Below are 15952 nucleotides of genomic sequence, written 5' to 3'. Positions count from 1 at the left end.
GGTGTCGTGCTCTACCTCGGCCGGGCGCAACGGCTCGCGACCGCGAGCCAATACATCGCGCTGGTCGCGCGGGACGGCGGCTGCACCTTCCCCGGCTGCCACACGCCACCGGAATGGTGCCAAATCCACCACGTCACCGCGTGGCGAGACGGCGGCCCGACCGATATTGATGACCTGACTCTCGCGTGTGGCTATCACCACCGTGAATACGAGGACCGCGGCTGGGAATCAGTCATGATCAGCGGACTGCCGCACTGGCGACCGCCGGCGTGGATCGACCAGACCCGTACCCCGGTCCTACACCACCGCATCACCCTCAACAACAGACGCGAATGACGCAGGGGTCCGCATTACGTTTGGCTGCACCGTTTCACCCCGCTATACCTTGGCGTGTGGGTAGGCTGCGGCCCTGCTCTGAAAGTCCAGAATGCTCGGATTGATGATCACGCCGTCCTTGATCTCGATCGCCCTGCGGATAGTCTCATCCGCCTCCCGGGCCCGCCGACCGTCGAGCACTGTGCGCAGATACGGCAGGAGTGCGTCGCTGATCTCCCAGGTCGCAGATGCCCACAGTAACGACGGGCTGTGGTCGACCCCGTAATAGGTGACGTGGTCACCGACGGTGAACGTCGGCTCGGCGAACGTCGTCGGGCGCGCCCAACTAAAGCCCATGCCTTCGTCACACGACACGTCGACGATCAGAGTCCCTGGCGCGACGTCAACCAGATCCTCGGCGTCGAGGAACATCAGCGGCGCTTCCGGCTTCTGCAGCACACAGTTGACGATGATGTCGTGATCGCCGAGGAACGCCGGCAGCGCTTGACGGCTCCCGTCGCGGAGAATCGCCTCGCTTCGCCGCGGCGCAGCCTGATCGTGCTCGAACTGGACGATCTGCGCGGAATGGATCGGTGAGGCGACAGCGTTGACGCCTCGCTCAGTCAGCACGTCGACGTCGGTGACTCCGTGCGCGGCGAGCACGGTGACGGCGCCCCGGGCGGTCGCCCCAAACCCGATCACCGCGGCGCGCAGTCGGCGACCGTAGTCACCGGTGACCCCGACAGTCTGCATCGCGTGCAAGACCGAGCAGTAGCCGGCAAGCTCGTTGTTCTTGTGGAATACATGCAGGCTGAACCCGCCGTCGGCGGTCCAATAGTTCATCGCTTCGAATGCGACGAGGGTCAGCTTGCGGTCGATCGCGACCTGGGTGAGTTCGGTGTCCTGGACGCAATGCGGCCACCCCCAGAGAATCTGCCCCTCACGCAGCTCGGCCAGGTCTTCCTTCTGTGGTTTCGGCAGTAGGATCGCGTCGCACTTGGCGATCAACTGCTCCCGAGTAAGGATTCCTCCGACGTACGGCGCGAGCTTGTCATCGCTGAGACCGAACTGTTCGCCGTACCCACTCTCGATGTAAATCCGCGCCCGAAGGTCGGCGTCGATTCTCTGAAAATGATCTGGATGAATCGGAAGTCGTCGCTCGTCGGGTTTGCGCGAACGGGAGAGTATTCCGAGGCTGAGTTGTTCCACTGTTGCCCCTTATTGTTATCGCCTGTCTATCACAACGACCGAACCTCAATTCCTGTCGCACGACAGTCGAATCCTGGGTGGGCGTGGCGGGATGGGCTAGGTTTAAATCTATGCCAGCAACGAGCAGTCGGCTCGACAGGATCGCCAGACCATGGCATTTGCTGACCGCTCTGGTCAGCGCGCTCTCACTGATAGTTCAAGTGGTCCTCGTGATTCGCGGCGTCAACGTTCTCGCCGATGAATCCGGCCAGATCGCCCCGGTCGGAATCCGGATCCTTCGGTTCTTCAGCTACTTCACGGTCCAGTCCAACATCCTGGTCATCATCACTTGTCTCGCGCTTGCCGCGGCACCACAGCGCGACGGCAAAGTGTGGCGCGTGCTGCGGATCGACGCGCTGGTCGGCATCACGGTGACGCTCATCGTCTACCACTTCGCACTTCGGCCGATACTCGACCTGCACGGCATTTCAGCGGTCACCGATATCGGCTTCCACTACGTCACGCCGCTCCTCGCGATCATCGGATGGATGCTGTTTGGCCCACGCCACCGGATCGACCGCGACACCGTCGCATGGTCCCTCCTATGGCCGGCGCTCTACTTTGCGTACTCGCTTATCCACGGCGCAATCTCCGACTGGTATCCGTATCCGTTCGTCGACGTCGGCGTGATCGGTTATCTCGTCGCACTGCGCAACGTCGTACTCGTCTGCATTCTGTTGGCCGCGATCGGCGCACTCTACGTCTACGGCGACCGTAAGCTCCCCGTCACCTCGGTCAGCCGACGCCGAGGCCGATGAAGGCGCCAAGCTCGGCCAAGGCGGTCGGCGTACCGGGGAGATAGTCGGTCAAGGCCTCGGAGCGTACGACGTAGGCGCACCACTGTCCGCGCGAAATCGCGACATTAGTGCGATTGCGCGAGAGCAGGAACTCCATGCCGCGGGGGACATCGACGCGACTGGACGCCGTCATCGACACGATCACGACCGGCGCCTCTTGGCCCTGGAACTTGTCGACCGTCCCCACTTTCGTTTTGTCGAAGCCCGCACTGGCAAGCGTGCTGCGCAGCAACGCCACCTGCGCGTTGTATGGCGCGACAACCAGCACGTCGGTCGACTCAAGCGGCCGGGTGCCATCGTTGGACCGCCAGAGTCTACCGACCAGCGATCGGATGAGCTCGACGGTAACTTCGGCTTCCTCCACCGACTGAACCGAATTGCCCCGGTGCCCCAGGCGAACAACGTGCAAGCCGGGTTCGACGCCATCGAGCGCGCGGGCGTCGGTCACGTCGGTTTGCGAGCGTAGGTTGCTTTCGTACGACAACCGCGACACCGGCTTACACAGCGCCGAATGCATGCGCCACGTGCGTTCGAGGAAGTAGCCGAGCGCTTTGGGGAGGGTCTGGTGGCCGCCGGCCAGCCAGCCCAGCGCGGACTGGTCGACCGGCTCCGGATGTGTCCCTTGACTTACCTGCGGCAGTTGCTGCGGGTCACCGAGCAACAGCAGTCGTTCGGTGGACACCGACACCGCGAGGGTGTTGGCGAGCGCGAACTGGCCGGCCTCGTCGATCACCAGGAGGTCAAGCGCGGCGCGCGGCACATAGTTGGCGTTGGTGAAAGTCCACGCGGTCCCACCGAGCAGGAACCCGTCGGATCCCCTGCCCGCTATGTAATCCGGTATCGCCTTGCTGTCCAGCACCTGCCAGGCATGCGGCTCGAGGTCCGAAGCGCGAGCCGGTTTCGCGACCGCGTCGGGGTCCAAGCCTGCCTCGATCGCGGCATCCAACACGTTTTCCACGACGGCATGCGACTGTCCGACGACGCCGATTCTCCAGCCGGCCTCCACCAGCTCCTTGACCACCCGCGCCGCGACGTAAGTCTTGCCAGTGCCGGGAGGGCCTTGCACGGCGAGATAGGAATGATCGAGCCGGCGTACTGAGTCTGTGATCGCTGCTACGTAGTCAGAGTCGACAACTTCCGCCAGATGGCCTCCGGTGGTCCTGGGCGGTCGTTGACGGAGGATGTCGAGCGCCGGATGTTTGGGCAATGTCGGCAGGCCGCCGACAAGGCTCTCCGCGAACTCCTTGAGAGCGGTCTGCAGCGGCGCGGCGGGCACAAAACTCTTAGCGAACAGCGCCATCGGCAGCTCGTCGTATTCGGCACACTCGGCGGCGAGCTTCTCCTCAATGACGACCACGTCCAGGCCGTCACTGTCGACACTCAGGCTGATGACAGTTGCGCTTCGTCCCACGCCGCGGAGCGCATCCTCATAGAGCTTCATGCCAGCCGGAATCGCCTCATATATGCATTCCACCGTCGCACCCACGACGATCGCCGTACCAGGCTCAAGACTCCCGGCCAGGCGGAGCACGCGGTACGGCGCCTTGCGGCCCTCCTTCACCCACGGCGCCTCGACCGACACCTGACCATCGGACGCGACGAGCGCGTCCCGCTTGCCCAGCCACTCGTCCGGCGGGCTCTGCAGGCGATCAAAGTATTCCCACCAGTACGGTTTGTTCTCACGTTTGTGGTAATCGATGCTGGCCGCGACCATGGCGATCGCCTGCTGCTCCGGAATGCGCGCGCCCAGCTCACCGGTGTGCGGCTCGAACTTCGCCACCAGGGCGGCGTTTTCTTCCATACTCGCCGCCGGATCGCTCTCCACCCGGGGCAAGTATGTCGTATCGCCACGGCTCGCCTCGAGCTCGCCAAGTAGCCAGTCACGCAACCGCCAGGTCGACAGGCAGTCGTACTCGTTGTAGTCGGCGATCCCGTGCAGCAGATCGGCCGCCCGCGCCGCGTCGCCGGCGTCCTTGGCCTCGATGTATTCGTGGTAAACCAAGATCGACTCGCTCGCCGTGGCGACACCTTCGCGCAGGTCGGAACCCATGTAAAGCGGCTCGAGCTTCTTGATGCTGTACGACGGCTGCGACACGCGCACGCTCTGCCGAACCGTGGCGTAGAGGTCGACCAACACCCCTTCGCGCAGCAGCTGATCGACGGCGTCCTCGCCAACGCCGTACCGGCCAGCCAATCGCAACAGCGCGGACTTCTCGTACGCCGCGTAGTGATAGATGTGCATATCGGGGTAGATAGCGCGCCTTTTCTCGACGTAGTCAAGGAAGTCGAGCAGCGCCTGCTTTTCCTCGGCACGGTTGTGCGCCCAGAACGGCACGAACGTCCCTTTCGGATCCTCACTCGGCTCGACGACCCCGAAGAGGTATTCCAGTCCCCATTCGTGCGCGCCGTCGTCGGTCCACATCGGGTCGCCCTCGAAGTCGAAGAAAATGTCGCCCGCGTCCGGCTCGGGCAACGCGCGGATCGCCGTCTCGTCGTACACCTCTGCGACGACCTCACCGGTCGATCCGTCCGGCGGTGACTGGCGGACCTGCAGCGCCGCCTGAGCTCGGAGCGTATCCAGCGTGCGGCCGGGGATGCCTTCGACCGCGCTGTCACTGGCGGCGAGGTCGTCGATTGTGACGATGCCCGCCGCATGCAGTCTCGCCCGCTGGCTCAGCCGCAGCCCGGCGACGAGGACGACATCACGATGGGCCTCGACCTCGACCTCGCAGCGATCGCATCGCCCGCACGCGGCGTACGCCGGATCACCCCAGTTGATCGCGGTTCCGCCCGCCATGTGGTCATCAAGCAGTCTCTGGAGCTTGTCGCGCCGCTCGCGATAGACCGGCAGCAGATCGACGAGCTCGTGGCTGCTCTGGGTCTGGTCGCCGAGCAGCAGGTGGACCTCGGGTGCCACCGCGATGCCGGCCTGCTGGAGCTGATCGGCGTACGCCGCGAGCTGCAGCAGCGCGTTGACCTTGACGTGCCGGGCGAGCTTGGTGTCCCACACGGCGTATGAACCATCCTGTTGCTTGCGCAGGAAGTCGGCGAAACCGGCGAGCCTGCCATCGAAGAACGTCGCCTGTGCGACGACGTCGGCACCCTCGCGAAGCACCTCAAGGGTCTTGTCGCGCGCCTTCTCGTACTGCGCCCGATTCTTCGGCCGACCAACCGACAGATAGACGCCCCGCCTGGTCGCCGCATCGAAGACGCCGTACTCCGAGGTAAGTCGGTCAAGCTCGCGCTTCTCATGGGCATTGCCGAGGTCGGCGATCCTGGCGAGGAACTTGTCCTCGGTGGATTCCACCTTCGCGATCCACCCGAGCCGCTCGTCCAACTCGCGCAGCAAACCGAACTCGCACTCGGCGGACTTCGCCATGTCCGTCGCGCTGTAGACGATCGTGCCATCCATCAAGAACAAGGTGTCCCCCTTCGATGCCTTGACGGTAACAAGGAGGGCCGACAGTCGACGGGTTCTGTTCACCGACTGCGCCGGCACGGATTGACATCGCGTGGTCAGACATCGGACTCAGGTTCGTGTTACGGCGCAGTGATCTGGCAGAGTGGTGCCATGTCTGAGAGCGCCGCGGAAACCATCGATAAGATCGTCGACCAGTTAGGCGACTGGCGCGGTGAGATGCTGGCACGCATTCGGGACCTGATCAACCAGGCCGAACCCGGTGTAGTCGAAGAGATCAAGTGGCAGAAGCCGACGAACCCGCTCGGCGTCCCTGTCTGGAGTCATGAAGGCATCATCTGCACGGGCGAGACCTATAAGGACAAGGTCAAGTTCACCTTTGCCAAGGGTGCCTCTCTCGATGATCCGAGCGGACTGTTCAACGCCAGCCTGGACGCGAACGTTCGGCGCGGCATCGACATCCACGAGGGAGACGAGGTCGACGCGAAGGCCTTCAAAGCCCTCATCCGCGCCGCCGCGGAGCTCAACGCGTCCTAGCGCGACGACCACGGGCACACCTAATCGCGCGTTAACGAAGACTCGGCAACTCAGCTGAACTACCGTCGCGCGGGGCCGGTCATCCGGACATCAGTCGCCATGTGTAGACGCGGTCGCAGCCGGATCGTCACCACGAGGACCAACAACGCCAGACCACCTAAGAGCCAGGCCACGCCCCCAAGGAAGGCCGCGGCACCGACGGTGAGCAAGCACCCCACAAAAGTCTCGGCGCCAACGACGATTCCCGTCTCTGCCGACGGTCTACCCGCTCGGCCGCGACGCTTCATCCCGTCGTTCGCCGAGAACCAGGCGAACGTGCCGATGCCCATTCCTATCGCCGCCCAGCCAAGCAGCGCACCAATGGGAAGCACAAGACCGCCCACAATGCATACGACCAGTCCCGCTGTCGCGATAATCGCCCATATAGCTCGAATGATCAGCATTCGAAAGCCCCCACCGATGCTCGGCCGAGTCTCGACCAATGTTCGTCAAGCCTCAGCCGAGTACGCCGAGGCGACCTTGTCTCCATTCTAGGTACGGAAACCCGTCTTCGCCGCCGTCACGTTCGCTTCGCCGTCCTAATGGAATGAGACGCCTGGTCCGGAGGTTCATTCGTCGGGGTTGATCGCTCGCCCATCGGCCGTATTATTAAACACGGATTTAGTCGTGAAAAACGGACCAAAAAGTGCTAGCGTCCTTGTATAGATACCAACCGAGGAGACGCGAGATTACCGACCACCCAGTGGCAGGGCCCGATTCTGGTGCCGAGTTCCAGGCACTGCTCGAAGCGTTTACCCGGACCTTGCGCCGCCTAGGGCAGGTCGGTTATCCCGATGATGCCAGTCGGCTGGCGGCGCGCGCCTGGTCCGCGATCCGACATCGAAATCCGGCGGAGGCTCAGAGGATCAACGGCACCATGCACTACCTCGCGCGGCTCCCTTCGATAACCGAACAACAGAAGGAGAACTTCATGTCACAGGAAGACATTCAGCTCGACGTACGTTCTGAGATCCCGGCCCGGCGCCACGAGCTGATCTTCGAGACCTACCACGGCTTGTCGGACGGCAACGCGTTTGTGCTCGTCAACGATCACGACCCCAAGCCGCTGTACTACCAGTTCGAGGCCGAACACACCGGCCAGTTCAGCTGGGACTACCTCGAAGAGGGCCCGGAGACCTGGCGGGTGCGCATAGGGCGAGTAGCTCCCTAACCATGAGCCGATGGACACGGGAGCGCTCGCAGCCGGAGACGAGCGCCGTACCTCAAGTTGACCAGCTAACGGCTGGCCAGCCCCTGTCCGTGCGCGGCTGGCTCACCGGACAAGCCGATCCGGCGATGGTGGCCGATCTGTTACAGCAGGTCATCGACCCCGAGATTGGCGTGAACATCGTCGACCTCGGGCTGGTTTATGGGATCCGGATAAGTGACCGCGTCGCCCTCATCCGGATGACGTTGACAACCCCCGGCTGCCCATTGAGCGCATACATGGAGGATTCCGTCCACCGCACGCTTTGGGGAGCGCCCGGTATCGATGACGTGGATCTTCAGATCATCTGGGAGCCAGCGTGGTCCACCGAGATGATGAGCACGCGCGCGAAACAGGAGCTCGGATGGCCGGTGTGACCGCGCCGACGGTCAGCCTGACCAACGCGCGGGGACGGCGGCGTGGCTGGGTCGCGCCGATCATGATCGGCGCGGTCGTGATCCTGATCGCCGCCCTGTGGTCCGGACTCGTCCACCTAGGCCTGCCACTCCCGACCGGCGGCACCAGTCTCAACACCGGTCACGGCCCGATGATGGTGCTCGGGTTCCTCGGCACGTTGATTTCCTTGGAACGCGCGGTCGCCCTCGGTGCGCCCTGGGCGTACGTCGCTCCTGTCGCCGCGGGCCTGGGCGGGCTGGGCGTGTTGTTTGGTGCACCCGATGGCGTGCCGGCGATGCTAGTGACACTCGGTGGCCTGATTCTGGTCGGCGTGTTCGTCGCGGTCCACCGGATCCAGGCTTCGATGCACAACGTGGTCCTCGCTAGTGGGGCGATCTGCTGGGTGGTCGCCGGATGCCTGTGGCTGGCCGGCTGGGAGGTCTACCGCTTCCTTCCATGGATGGTTGGCTTTCTTGTCCTGACGATCTCCGGCGAGCGGCTAGAGCTGTCCCGGCTGACCGGAGCCGCCGTGGGCTCTCGGTGGCTGTTCAGCATCGCGGCCGGTATTTTCGGCGGCGGTCTTGTCGTCTCCAGTTTCATTGAGGTTCTCGGCGTACGCGTCGCCGGTGTGGGGCTGATCGCGCTCGCACTTTGGTTGGCTCGCTTCGACATCGCGCGGCGCACGGTCCGCACCAACGGCCTGACGCGCTTTATGGCCGCCGCCCTGCTGACCGGGTATGCATGGCTCGCGACCGGTGGCATTCTGTGGCTCACGCTCGGCCACATGACCCGGGCGACTTCGCACCAGCCGGCGTACGACGCGATGCTGCACGCGATTCTTCTGGGCTTCGTCATCTCGATGATCTTCGCCCACGCACCGGTAATCGTGCCTTCCGTCCTCGGCCGGCCCTTCCCTTATCACCGCTGGCTTTATCTGCCATTGGCGCTGCTGCACCTGTCGCTCCTGCTGCGGCTTGTCGGCGGCGACTGGCTGCAAAACCAGATCGCCTGGCAATGGGGAGGCGTCTTCAACGAAGTCGCCCTCCTGCTCTACATGGGTATGGCGGTGTATGGACTATTCCTGTCTCACCTGTTGCGACCGGACCCTCGACGCGCCAAGCGCCCTCAGCCCTCGACCGCGTCGGGCTCCGGATCATAATCAGCGCCGAAGTTGTCTAACCGGCCGATGCCGCGCGGGCGAACCGCTCGGCCAAAAAATCCTCCCAGGTACGCCGACCCACCTCTGCGTCCAGGGCAAGACTCGGTTCGCCGCGATCTGGACCACCTTCTTGCCTGGCTGACAACGGTGGTGGCGCGTGGCAAGACCCGCGAGAAGGCTGCGACGGCCGTAGGACCCGTGCGGGGTCTCCTCGCTATTCGGCACCGGTACCGTCGAAAAAATGAGATCCTCACGCATCCAGTCGTTCTTCGCGGGGCTGTTCGTCGCCAACAGCGCCCCGCATCTCGCGACCGCCCTCACCGGCAAGAAGCATCTGACGCCCTTGGCCGGACGAGAGTCCGGACCTGGCGTCAACGGGTTATGGGCAGGGATGAATCTTGCCGCGGGTGCGGCGCTACTCATCGCGAAACGCGGCAAGAACTCCAAGCGGTGGGATGGCGACCTTCTCGCGTTCGAGACTGGTTATCTGACCTTCGCGGCGTGGACGGCAGGGTCCGAGCGACTCCTCCGCACGAACTCGTCCGGCGGCTGAATCGACCCGCGGAGTCCGAATCTATGGCGCCTCAACTAGCGTGTCGAGGTGCGCGGTGCTCACCTTTGCGCAGCCAATAGCTCATCGAGCTTCTCGTAGCCCTCGACGACTCCGGTGTCCATGCCGCTCGACAGAATCATGTCGCGGATCTCCATTGATTCGACGACGCCGAGCGAGACGATTCGGGTGCGACCGTCGCCGAGAGCTTCGAACGTCATTGTCTCGAGGCTCACGCCGTCCGGCTGGCCTTCCCAGGTGAAAGTCTGGACTAGACGCTCGTTGGTACGCACCTCGTGGAATGACCCAAAGAACGATGCGATCTCCTCGCCGTCACGCAGGTTGCGGTAGCGATACCCGCCGCCGGTTTTGCAGTCCCAATGGTCGACCTTGGTCGTCAGGTTCCGCGGTCCAACCCATTTGGCGAATAGCTCCGGGTCGGTCCACGCTCGGAAGACCCGCTCCGGTGGCGCGTCGAACTCGCGCACGATCTCGATTGTCGGCAGGTCCGGGTTGGCCTTGATGGTCGTCTCTGGTTTCGTGTTGGTGCTCATGATGCTGCTCCCTTTCTCCGTGGTTCTTGGGTTTCTGGTGCTTCTTCGGCTTCCATATCGGCGAGTACGGCGTCCAGTCGGGTGAACCGTTCCTCGGCCTCGCGTCGGTAACGTTCGATCCACTTCGTCATCAGGTCGAATACCTCCGCCTCGAGATGACAGGGACGGCGCTGCGCATCGCGGCTGCGGCTGACAAGTCCGGCGTCTTCGAGGACCTTCAGGTGCTTCGAGACCGCTTGCACGGACACGTCGTACGGCTCCGCCAGCTCGACCACGCCAGCGTCACCAACGGCCAACCGCGCCACGATGCCGCGCCGCGTCGGGTCGGCCAACGCCGCGAACACCCTCGACAACTCGTCTTCCGCCATTTTCTCCTCCGCAACCGTTTGGTTGAATACAACGGTACGACGGCGTCCAACCATTGTCAACCAATTAGTTGAATAAGGTCGTGGAGTACGGCGGGCCTCGTGCTTGTGTCATGAACAGTGCTCTTGTGTCACCGACCTCCGTGCCACAAGTGCACCCTCGGTGACACAAGAGGTGCCGACGGCCCGTCAGGCACAATGGGCCAAAACGGACGAGAGGTGGCCATGAGCACAACGCAGAAGGTTCTCGACGGAATCGCAGACCTCAAAGACTGGCACGAGGCGTTTTACCAGGACCTGCACCAGAATCCGGAGCTGTCGTTCCAGGAGACCCGCACCGCCGGCCTGATCGCCGACCGGCTGCGCGCGCTCGGTTACGAGGTGCACGAAGGAATCGGCCCCACCGGCCTGGTCGGCATCCTGCGTAATGGCGACGGTACGACGGTCCTCGCGCGCGCCGACATGGACGCCTTGCCCGTGGAGGAACTCACCGACCTCCCCTACCGCTCGAAGCACACCACGAGCGACGCGACCGGTGCACAAGTGCATGTCATGCACGCGTGCGGCCACGACATGCACGTCACGTGCCTGCTCGCTACTGCCGAGCTACTCGCGAACAACAAGGACGCTTGGAGCGGGACGTTCATTCCGCTGTTCCAGCCGGCGGAGGAGGTCGGCACCGGTGCGAAGTCGATGATCGACGGCGGGCTCGCGGACATCATCCCCACGCCCGATGTCGCGCTCGGTCAGCACCTGGTCCCCCTCCCTTACGACGTGGTCGCGAGCCGGCCCGGACCGGCGATGTCCGCCGCGGACAGCATCCGGGTCACGCTGCACGGCAGGGGCACCCACGGCTCGATGCCCCACGGCGGGATCGACCCGATCACCCTGGGTGGCGCGATCGTGCAGCGGCTCAACGGCATCGTCTCGCGCGAGCTGCGGCCAGGGACGTTCGCGGTCGTCACCGTCGGTAGCTTCCAGGCCGGCTCCAAGAGCAACATCATCCCGGCCGACGCCGTACTACTGCTGAATATCCGCGCCTACAGCGAGCGCGTGCGGGCCAAGCTCAAGGAGTCGATCGAGCGGATCATCATCGCCGAGTGCGAAGCGTCCGATACGCCGCAGCCGCCTGACTTCGAGTACTACGACCAGTTCCCGCTCACCGACAACACCGAAGCGGTCTACGACCACGTATCGGCGGCGTTCGCCGAACACTTTGGCGACAAGTCGACGCTGATGACCCCGTCCACCGGCAGCGAAGACTTCAGCGACATCCCGGTCGCCCTTGGCGCGCCGTTCCTTTTCTGGAACTTCGGCGGCACCGACCCGGACGTCTACGCGACAGCCGCCGCCGCGGGGCGACTCGCGCAGGATATCCCGTCCAACCACAGCGGATATTTCGCACCGGTGATGGGCCCCGCGATCGACAACGGCACGAAGGCCATGGTAGTGGCCGTAATGAGCTATCTCGGCAACTAGCGGTCGGAGTAGTCACTGCCAAACAGATGCTCGGCGCCGTCGCCGGCCGGCGTCGGGTCGTAGTCCATGCCAGCGATATCCGGGCCGAGCGCCGCTCGCGAGTTGGGGCGGGCCTCTTTCGTCAGCAGTACGCCGGACGGCGCATTGAGCAAGTGCTCTTGCTCGAGCGAGGACAGCTCGCGGATCTGCTGCTGCATGGCCGGTCCGCGTAGGTGGCGGGCCGCCGTGGACGCGACAACGGCCGACCGATACGCAGCGCTGGCCTTGTTGTATGCCGCCCGCACAGCACCGATCGGCAACGCAAGCCGTTCGGCATGTGCGAGATCGGCCCGAGCCGTGTCCAGGTTTGCCATGGCCTCGTCGAGCTCCGCGAGTATGACCCGGGGTGGCTTTCCTTTTGGTTTGCGCCAGAGCATCTTTCCGCCCACCTTGCCTCGAACAACTGAAGACTCGATTAAAGAACGCAAGCATTCCGTCCTCTATTTTTTACAATAATACCGTGTAAAATAGCAATCGGGAGGTTCGCGCTTTACGCGCTCTTCGGGGATGATCGGTGAATGGAGATACTCAGCAGCAGGGTCCTGATCCGACCATCCGATCCCGCGGCCAGTCGTCGCTTCTACCGCGACGTGCTAGGCCTGGCGATCTACCGCGAGTTCGGTGACCCTGCCAGCCCAAGCATGGTTTTCTTCCTCGGCAACGGCCTGCTGGAAGTGTCTGGGACAAAGGAGGATATTGACCCACGCGGCGTATCACTTTGGCTGCAGGTAAGGGATGTCGCCGCTGAGCAACAACGTCTCACCGATGCCGGGGTGCAGATTCTTCGGGCACCAAAGCAAGAGTTCTGGGGACTGATCGAGATGTGGATCGCCGATCCCGACGGGATCAAAATTGTTATCGTCCAAATCCCAGATGACCACCCGCTGCGTCGCGACCAACGGAACTTAACGTCATGAACGACGCACCTTGAAACGGCCGCTCATGGCGTGCGATGAAACCGCACATTGGGGATCAGCCCGGGTGCACGCGTTAAAGGGGAGAAGCGATGAGCACGAACAGCTTCAATGCACGGGACCAACTTCAGGTTGGCGACACGTCGTACGACATAGTCAGGATCGACAGGATCCCGAACTCGTCCCGACTGCCGTACAGCTTGAAGATTTTGCTGGAAAACCTACTGCGTAACGAGGACGGCCGCCTGGTCACCGCCGAACAGGTGCGATCTCTCGCCGAGTGGGACCCGCATGCGACGACGAGTTCGGAGATTCAGTTCACGCCGGCGCGCGTGCTCATGCAGGACTTCACCGGCGTACCGTGCGTCGTCGACCTGGTGGCGATGCGCGATGCGATGAACGCCCTCGGCGGCGACCCGCAGCGCATCAATCCCCTGATACCAACGGATCTGGTCATCGACCACTCCGTTATCGCCGATGTTTTCGGCACGGCTGACGCGTTCGGTCTCAATGCCGAGTTGGAGTTCTCGCGCAACCGCGAACGGTACGAGCTGTTGAGGTGGGGGCAGCAGGCGTTCAACGACTTCCAGGTCGTGCCTCCGGACACCGGGATCTGCCACCAGGTCAACTTGGAGTACCTCGCCCGGGTCGTCTTCACCAATGACAAAGGTGAACGGCCGGCGGCGTACATGGACACACTCGTCGGCACCGACTCGCACACACCGATGATCAACGGACTTGGCGTGCTGGGCTGGGGCGTCGGCGGTATCGAGGCCGAGGCTGCCATGCTCGGTCAGCCGATGAGCATGCTCATCCCTCAAGTCGTCGGCCTGAAGCTCACCGGAGAGCTGACCGAAGGGGCCACTGCAACAGACCTCGTGCTCACGGTCGCCGAGCTGCTACGCCGGGTCGGCGTAGTGGGTAAGTTCGTCGACTTCTTCGGCCCGGGAACCGCGAACGTGCCGCTCGCGATGCGAGCCACGCTGGGCAACATGAGTCCCGAGTACGGGTCCACCGTCAGCATCTTCCCTATTGATGAAGAGACACTCAACTATCTACGGCTGACCGGCCGATCCGAGCATCAGGTCGCGCTTGTGGAGGCATACGCCAAAGAGCAGGGGATGTGGCACGACCCGGACCACGAGCCAGACTTCAGCCAGGTCGTCGAGCTCGACCTTTCCACCGTCGAGCCCTCGATCGCAGGGCCAACCCGGCCCCAGGATCGGATACCTCTGCGCATTGCGCAATCGGCTTTTCGCCGGCTGCTGGGAGGAGAGTCCCACACCGACGCCGTGCGTGGCGGGCTCGATGACGCCGAGGCCGGTTCGTTCCCCGCCAGCGATCCCGTCGCCGTCAGCGGTCGAATCGACAGCGATCCGCTCCCCCGGGTCGACAATGGCGAGGAAGTGCTCGACTGGCCGTCCAACCCCGCCGAGATCATGCTCGAGAACAAATCCGTGACGATAGATCACGGCGCCGTGGTGATCGCGGCCATCACGTCGTGCACGAATACCTCTAACCCGAGTGTGATGATTGGCGCGGGGCTGCTGGCCAAGAACGCCGTAGAACGGGGCCTTTCGCGCAGACCATGGGTGAAGACCACGCTGGCGCCGGGATCGCGGGTCGTATCGGACTACTACGCTCGTGCCGGTTTGACCCCATATCTGGAGAAGCTCGGTTTCAACCTGGTTGGCTACGGCTGCACTACCTGTATCGGTAACTCCGGTCCGCTGATCCCGGCCGTCAGTGCGGCCGTCGGGCAGCATGACCTGACTGTCGCGTCGGTGCTGTCGGGCAACCGCAACTTCGAGGGCCGGATTCACTCCGAGACGAAGATGAACTTCCTGACCTCACCGCCGCTGGTCATCGCGTATGCGCTCGCGGGCACGATGCACGCGGACCTGCTGCGCGAACCGCTCGGACAAGACCCCGACGGCAATGACGTGTTCCTGCGGGATATCTGGCCGAGCACCGCACAGATCAAGGCCGTCATCGACGAATGCGTCGAGGCCGACATGTTCACCGCGGGATACTCGAATGTCCTCGACGGCGACGACAACTGGCGCGCGATGGTACTGCCGGACTCGCAGACGTTCGACTGGGACGACGACTCGACGTACATCCGGCAGCCGCCGTACTTCGACGGGATGCGGCCCGAACCGAGCCCCGTCCGCGACATTACCGGCGCCCGCGTCCTAGCATTCCTCGGCGACTCGGTCACCACCGACCACATCTCGCCGGCCGGCGCAATCAGGGCAGACTCGGCGGCCGGACAATATCTGATCGAGCATGGCGTCGAGCGACGGGACTTCAACTCGTACGGCTCTCGCCGCGGGAACCACAACGTGATGATCCGTGGCACGTTCGCGAATGTGCGGCTGCGCAATCGGCTCGTTCCGGGCACCGAGGGCGGCTTCAGCCGCCACCTGCCGGACGGCGAGGTGCAGACCATTTTCGATGTGGCGACGGCGTACGCCGGAGACAACGTGCCGCTTATCGTGCTCGCCGGTTCCGACTACGGATCCGGGTCGTCGCGCGACTGGGCGGCCAAAGGGACGATGCTGCTGGGTGTCAAGGCCGTGTTGGCGACCTCGTTCGAACGCATACATAGATCGAATCTGATCGGCATGGGAGTGCTGCCGCTCCAGTTCAAGCCAGGCGAGTCCGCTGAGCAGCTCGGGCTGTCCGGCGAGGAAGTCTTCACGATCACCGGGCTCGAGGGGCACGACGAAATGCCGGGCGAGGTTACCGTCCAGACCGAGACCGCAGGTCAGACTCGACAGTTCACCGTCGACGTGCGGATCGACACGCCCGCCGAGGCGGCGTACTTCCAGCACGGCGGGATCCTGCCCTATGTCCTGCGTCAGTTGCTGTCGCAGTGACCGTCCGATCCGCCCGTATGCGTCATCGACGGAATCGCTTACTTGTGCGACGC

At 63.7% G+C, this 15952-nt stretch carries 16 protein-coding genes; 10 read left to right on the top strand and 6 right to left on the bottom strand.

All coding sequences use genetic code 11. The features are described 5' to 3' along the window. On the top strand, positions 1-336 hold a 336-nt coding region (locus tag CLV47_RS07560; protein WP_146135314.1), incomplete at its 5' end, for an HNH endonuclease signature motif containing protein. A gap of 42 nt (positions 337-378) precedes the next feature. Here the strand turns inward: CLV47_RS07560 and CLV47_RS07555 are convergent. Next, complete coding sequence (locus tag CLV47_RS07555; protein ID WP_106348403.1) at positions 379-1524, bottom strand: N(5)-(carboxyethyl)ornithine synthase; 1146 nt, start codon at positions 1522-1524, stop codon at positions 379-381. 110 nt (positions 1525-1634) lie between these two features. On the opposite strand from CLV47_RS07555, the gene CLV47_RS07550 reads away from it, so the two are divergent. Further along, positions 1635-2321, top strand: a complete 687-nt coding sequence (locus CLV47_RS07550; RefSeq protein ID WP_146135313.1) for a Pr6Pr family membrane protein — start codon at positions 1635-1637, stop codon at positions 2319-2321. Here CLV47_RS07550 and CLV47_RS07545 read toward each other — a convergent pair. Next, positions 2299-5844, bottom strand: a complete 3546-nt coding sequence (locus CLV47_RS07545) for a TM0106 family RecB-like putative nuclease (protein ID WP_238145271.1) — start codon at positions 5842-5844, stop codon at positions 2299-2301. The genes CLV47_RS07550 and CLV47_RS07545 overlap by 23 nt on opposite strands. Positions 5845-5931: 87 nt before the next feature. On the opposite strand from CLV47_RS07545, the gene CLV47_RS07540 reads away from it, so the two are divergent. Beyond that, positions 5932-6315 carry a DUF1801 domain-containing protein gene (locus tag CLV47_RS07540; RefSeq protein WP_106348429.1) on the top strand — a complete coding sequence of 128 codons (384 nt, stop codon included), beginning with the start codon at positions 5932-5934 and terminating at the stop codon, positions 6313-6315. 59 nt (positions 6316-6374) lie between these two features. Here the strand turns inward: CLV47_RS07540 and CLV47_RS07535 are convergent, their stop codons facing one another. Further along, positions 6375-6758, bottom strand: coding sequence for a hypothetical protein (locus CLV47_RS07535; protein ID WP_106348401.1), 384 nt, complete (start codon positions 6756-6758; stop codon positions 6375-6377). A gap of 299 nt (positions 6759-7057) precedes the next feature. Here CLV47_RS07535 and CLV47_RS22315 point away from each other — a divergent pair, with 299 nt between their 5' ends. From CLV47_RS22315 to CLV47_RS07515, 4 genes are all read left to right on the top strand, one after another. After that, positions 7058-7525 (top strand): DUF2249 domain-containing protein, encoded by a 468-nt coding sequence (locus CLV47_RS22315; RefSeq protein ID WP_202862443.1) that lies wholly within the window; start codon positions 7058-7060, stop codon positions 7523-7525. Positions 7526-7527: 2 nt separating this feature from the next. Beyond that, positions 7528-7938 carry a metal-sulfur cluster assembly factor gene (locus tag CLV47_RS07525; protein ID WP_202862442.1) on the top strand — a complete coding sequence of 137 codons (411 nt, stop codon included), beginning with the start codon at positions 7528-7530 and terminating at the stop codon, positions 7936-7938. Beyond that, positions 7926-9116 carry a hypothetical protein gene (locus CLV47_RS07520; RefSeq protein WP_106348400.1) on the top strand — a complete coding sequence of 397 codons (1191 nt, stop codon included), beginning with the start codon at positions 7926-7928 and terminating at the stop codon, positions 9114-9116. The genes CLV47_RS07525 and CLV47_RS07520 overlap by 13 nt, the downstream gene beginning before the upstream one ends. A 241-nt stretch (positions 9117-9357) precedes the next feature. Beyond that, entirely contained in the window at positions 9358-9669 is a 312-nt protein-coding gene (locus tag CLV47_RS07515) for a hypothetical protein (RefSeq protein ID WP_106348399.1), read from the top strand. A gap of 59 nt (positions 9670-9728) precedes the next feature. Here the strand turns inward: CLV47_RS07515 and CLV47_RS07510 are convergent, their stop codons facing one another. Both CLV47_RS07510 and CLV47_RS07505 read right to left on the bottom strand, forming a co-directional pair. After that, positions 9729-10220 carry an SRPBCC family protein gene (locus CLV47_RS07510; protein ID WP_106348398.1) on the bottom strand — a complete coding sequence of 164 codons (492 nt, stop codon included), beginning with the start codon at positions 10218-10220 and terminating at the stop codon, positions 9729-9731. Continuing rightward, the gene (locus tag CLV47_RS07505) at positions 10217-10588 is read right to left on the bottom strand and encodes an ArsR/SmtB family transcription factor (protein WP_106348426.1); all 372 of its coding nucleotides are present in this window, start codon (positions 10586-10588) and stop codon (positions 10217-10219) included. The genes CLV47_RS07510 and CLV47_RS07505 overlap by 4 nt, the downstream gene beginning before the upstream one ends. A 222-nt stretch (positions 10589-10810) precedes the next feature. Here CLV47_RS07505 and CLV47_RS07500 point away from each other — a divergent pair, with 222 nt between their 5' ends. Then, positions 10811-12064, top strand: coding sequence for an amidohydrolase (locus CLV47_RS07500; RefSeq protein ID WP_106348425.1), 1254 nt, complete (start codon positions 10811-10813; stop codon positions 12062-12064). Here CLV47_RS07500 and CLV47_RS07495 read toward each other — a convergent pair. Further along, positions 12061-12480, bottom strand: a complete 420-nt coding sequence (locus CLV47_RS07495; protein ID WP_146135312.1) for a hypothetical protein — start codon at positions 12478-12480, stop codon at positions 12061-12063. The genes CLV47_RS07500 and CLV47_RS07495 overlap by 4 nt on opposite strands. Before the next feature lie 141 nt (positions 12481-12621). Here CLV47_RS07495 and CLV47_RS07490 point away from each other — a divergent pair, with 141 nt between their 5' ends. Further along, entirely contained in the window at positions 12622-13020 is a 399-nt protein-coding gene (locus CLV47_RS07490; protein WP_106348396.1) for a VOC family protein, read from the top strand. A gap of 89 nt (positions 13021-13109) precedes the next feature. Continuing rightward, positions 13110-15899: an aconitate hydratase gene (acnA, locus tag CLV47_RS07485; RefSeq protein WP_106348395.1), complete on the top strand. Its 2790-nt coding sequence runs from the start codon at positions 13110-13112 to the stop codon at positions 15897-15899. The last annotated feature ends 53 nt before the right edge of the window (positions 15900-15952 follow it).

This window comes from Antricoccus suffuscus, from assembly GCF_003003235.1.
GTDB lineage: Bacteria > Actinomycetota > Actinomycetes > Mycobacteriales > Antricoccaceae > Antricoccus > Antricoccus suffuscus.
Note: the sequence above shows the minus strand (reverse complement) of the source record. Positions and strands in the feature narration are given on the sequence as shown.